Source organism: Brachybacterium sp. HMSC06H03, from assembly GCF_001807385.1.
Classification (GTDB): Bacteria; Actinomycetota; Actinomycetes; order Actinomycetales; family Dermabacteraceae; genus Brachybacterium; species Brachybacterium conglomeratum.
Genome location: NZ_KV788752.1, coordinates 1 through 4,493, shown reverse-complemented (window position 1 = coordinate 4,493; position 4,493 = coordinate 1). Strand labels below are relative to the sequence as shown.

1 protein-coding gene is annotated in these 4,493 nt (G+C 75.1%); it reads right to left on the bottom strand.

The features are described from left to right. Positions 1-4,293 (bottom strand): ATP-dependent helicase (locus tag HMPREF3159_RS06885; RefSeq protein WP_070500311.1); only part of this gene is annotated, 4,293 nt, incomplete at its 3' end. Positions 4,294-4,493 lie beyond the last annotated feature (200 nt).

Below are 4,493 nucleotides of genomic sequence, written 5' to 3'. Positions count from 1 at the left end.
GACGGCGACCGCCTCGGCCGATGGGCCGGCCCCGCCGCCGTCGGGCCCCTCGGCGTCGCGTCCGGCCTCGGCCTCCCGGTCCCGGTCGCGAAGCAGGTCCACGGCCTCGGCGGGCGCGAACTGGGAGGCGCCGAGCCCGTCGACGAAGTAGCCGCGGCGGCAGCTGCCGTTCTCCTCGAGCGCGGCCAGCACCCGGTACACCGCGGCGAACCCGCCGGGGACGTCCTCGACATCCATCGCCCCGCGCGTGACCACGCCGTGGCGGTCCAGCAGCAGTGTCGCGAGCGCCGCGGCACGGGCGGCGGGATCGACCGGTTCGACCCGCACCGCGGACCAGCGCCCGGCACCGACGGGCCCGGTCACGAGCTCGGAGGGGCTGGACGCGCCCTGGCGCATCATCGCCGCGGAGAGCCGCGCCGCGCCCCGACGTCCCAGGCTGCGCGAGCGTGTCGGGGTGCGGGCCGACGGCGCCTTGGCAGGCCCGCGGCCGTAGGAGCGCAGCGCCTCGAAGGAGTCGTTGGTGACCAGGCCCGTGAAGGCGAGGTCCCACAGCGCCTCGTGCAGGTCCTGCGGCCGCGCCGCCTCCCCGTCGTCGGCCAGCGCGGTGAGGATCTCTCCGTGCCGCAGCGCGCCCGGGGTGGTGCGCAGCAGGGCGAGGATCCGCGCCGCGAGGGAGCCGTCCGGGAGCGAGGCCGCGGCCTCCTCGAGCGCGTCGGCTTCGAGCCCCAGGGGGAGGGCGTCGGCGAGGTGGAGACGGATCCAGCCGTCGTCGGCGCCGAGGCGGCCGTGCCCCGTCCACACCAGCTCCCCGCTCGCGAAGGCGGCGTCCAGCAGGGCGGGCGTCACCTCCGGCAGCCTCGCCGGCAGCACCTGGGACTCCCAGGCCGACAGCGGCAGCGAGACCCCGGCGAGCTGGTCCACGACCGAGAGCAGCCCGTCCTGCCCGGTCCACGTGCCGCGCTCCCGTCGGCCGCCGGCGCGGCGCCCCACCAGGTGCTGCCACTGGCCGAGGAAGCGCGCGTAGACGGGCCCCGCGACCGGAGCGATCTCGCGCCGGGAGGCGGCGAGGCTCGCGCGGCGGATGCGGCGCAGCACCTCGACCTCGACCCATTCCTCGCCCTCGCGGCCGGGAGTGAACTCGCCCTGGGACAGGACCCGCTCTGCGGTGAGCTGCTCGAGCGCGGCGCGCGCCACGCCCGGGGCGAGACCGAAGGCCTGCACCGGTGCGTCGGCGAGGAAGGGGCCGCGGCCGCGCGCCCAGCGGGAGAGCAGCTGCGGGACCGCCCGGTCCACCGCGGCCAGGTGCACCTCGGGGATCCCCGGCGGCAGCGCCGTGCCGAGCGCATCGCGCAGCAGACCGGCGTCCTCGATCGCCGCGAGATGCTCCGCCCCGGCGATCCGCACCGTGAGCACGCGGCGGGACTGCTCGAGCTCGGCGCGGGCCTCGTCGAGGTCGAGGCCGTCCACGGCGCGCTCGGCGAGCTGCGCGGGGGTGAGCGGGCCCAGGCGGCGCAGTGCATCCGCGATCTGCTCGGGCCCGCGCAGCGCCCGCTCCTTGGTCAGTCCCTGCAGGCGCTGCTCGACCTCGGCGATCACCTCGGCATCCAGCAGCTCGCGCAGGCTCACCGTGCCCAGCAGCTCGGCCAGCAGCGACTGGTCCAGCGCCAGGGCGGCGGTGCGGCGTTCGGCCAGCGGTGCGTCGGTGTCGTACAGGAACTGCGCCATGTAGCCGAACAGCAGCGAGCGCGCGAAGGGAGAAGGCGAGGGGGTCTCGACCTCGCGCACCTGCAGGCGACGCCGCCTGACCTGCCCCATCAGCTCGACCAGGGCCGGCAGGTCGTAGACGTCCTGGAGGCATTCCCGCGCCGCCTCGAGCATGATCGGGAAGTCCGGATGCGGCCTGGCCACCTCGAGCAGGTGCGCGGCGCGCTGACGCTGCTGCCACAGCGGCGCCCGCTGGTTCGGGTCGCGGCGCGGCAGCAGCAGGGCCCGGGCCGCGCACTCCCGGAACCTCGCGGCGAACAGGGCGGAGGAGCCGACGAGACGGCGCACCTCCTCCTCGATCTCCTCGGGCGTGAACAGGAACAGGTCCGCGCCGGGCGGCTGCTCGCCGTGCGGGATGCGCAGCACGATCCCGTCGTCCCCGGCCATGACCTGGCCGTCCAGGCCGTAGCGCTCCTCGACCCGGGCGCCGACGGCAAGGGCCCACGGTCCCGTGATCCGCTGTCCGGCCGCGCAGTGCAGCACCACGCGCCAGTCCCCGAGCTCGTCGAGGAAGCGCTCGACGACGAGCTGGTCCGGGCCGGGCACCGCGCCGGTCGTCTGCTGCTGTTCGTCGAGCAGGTCGAGCAGCACGGTGCGCGCGTTGTCATCGAGGCCGAGGCCCGTGAGGCGTTCGTCGGCCTCGGGGCGGGGGAGGGCGGCGAGCTCGGACTGCGCGGCGGAGATCGCCCGGCCGAGGCTCGCGGGCCGCCCGTCCCCGTCGCCGTGCCAGAACGGGATCCGCCCGGTGAGCCCGAAGGCGGGGGAGACCGTGACGCGGGAGGCGGTGATCTCCTCGATCCGCCAGCTGCTGGTCCCCAGCGTGATCACGTCCCCGCGTCGGGACTCGTAGACCATCTCCTCGTCGAGCTCGCCCACGCGCCGTGGCTGGGAATCGCCCTCGGCGGCGACCAGGTGCACCGGGTACAGGCCCCGGTCGGGGATGGTGCCGCCGCTGGTGACAGCGAGACGCTGCGCGCCGGGCCGGGCGGTGAGCGTGCCGGTCTCGCGGTCGTGGACGAGCCGCGGCCGCAGCTCGGAGAAGTCGGTGGAGGGGTAGCGCCCGGCGAGCAGGTCGACGGTCTGGTCGAAGGCGGAGCGGGGCAGCGCCCGATAGGGGTGCGCCGAGCGGACCAGGTCGTACCAGGCGTCGACCTGCAGGTCCTCCATCGCGGCGGCGGAGACGGTGTGCTGGGCGAGGACGTCCAGGGCGTTGCGCGGCACGGTCAGCGGCTCGATCCGCCCGGCGACCGCCTCCTGCACCGCGACCGCGGAGCGCAGCACGTCCACCGCATGCAACGGGTGCAGCGACCCCTCGGAGACCGCGCCGACATCGTGCCCGGCCCGGCCCACCCGCTGCAGCAGGCTCGAGACCGACATCGGTGCCGCGACCTGCAGCACCAGGTCCACCGCGCCCATGTCGATGCCGAGCTCGAGGGAGCTGGTCGCGACCACGCAGCGCAGCGTCCCCGACTTCAGCTGGTCCTCGATCCCTGCCCGGACCTCCTTGGACATCGAGCCGTGGTGGGCGCGGGCGATGTCCTCGACCTCGACGAGCTCCTCCGCCTCCCCACCCGGACCGTCGGCCGCCGCCGTCGTGACCCGTCTCGCGTGCAGCCGGTTCAGCTTCCCGGTGAGGCGCTCGGCCTGGCTGCGGGAGTTCGTGAAAACGATCGTGGAGCGGTGGGCGAGGACCTCCTCGAGCACCGCCCGCTCGACATGCGGCCAGATGGTCCCCGAGACGTCCTCGTCGTCGACCGCATCGGCGGGCGGCTCGATCGCCTGCAGGTCTGCGACCGGCAGCGTGATCCGCATGTCCCAGCGCTTGGTCGACGGCGGACGCACCACCACCGCGTCCCGGCCCCGCGCAGAGCCGGTGAGGAAGGCGGCGACCTCCTCGACCGGCTCCACCGTCGCCGACAGTCCGATCCGCTGCGCCGGGGCGGGGAGCATCGCGTCGAGCCGCGCCAGGGACAGCGCCAGGTGCACGCCCCGCTTCGTGCCGGCCACGGCATGGACCTCGTCGAGGATCACCGTGTCCACGCCGCGCAGCGTCTCCCGCGCCTGCGAGGTGAGCATCAGGAACAGCGACTCGGGGGTGGTGATGAGGATGTCCGGCGGATGGGTCGCGAGCCGGCGGCGCTCCGCCGGCGGCGTGTCCCCGGTGCGCACGCCCACGCTCAGCCGGCGCCGAGGCAGGCCGAGTCGCTCGGCCGTGCGCGCGGTGCCCACGAGCGGCGAGGTCAGGTTCCGCTCGACGTCGACGCCGAGCGCCTTCAGCGGCGAGATGTACAGAACGCTCGTCGCGGCAGACGACGGTGTCGGAGAACCGGCCAGTCGGTCGATCGCGCTGAGGAAGGCCGCGAGGGTCTTGCCCGACCCGGTCGGCGCGACCACGAGGGTGTCCTGCCCCTGTGCGATCGCCTCCCACGCCGCGGCCTGCGCCGGGGTGGGCGCCTCGAAGGACTCCTCGAACCACGCCGTCGTGGCAAGGGAGAAGGAGGAGGGCAGGCGCGGACGGGGCGTGGCCATCGCACCATTGTGGACCGCCGCCCCGACAGCCGGGCCCGATGGCCGACCAGGGGACCGTTTCCCGGCCGCCCCCTGCCCCTGCCCAGCGCCTCGTGGCAGGATGGATCACACGGCGGGGCCCGCACCGGCTGGTCCCGCGCAGAACTGACGAAGGGATGATCCATATGGCTGAGTACACGCTTCCCGATCTCGATTACGAC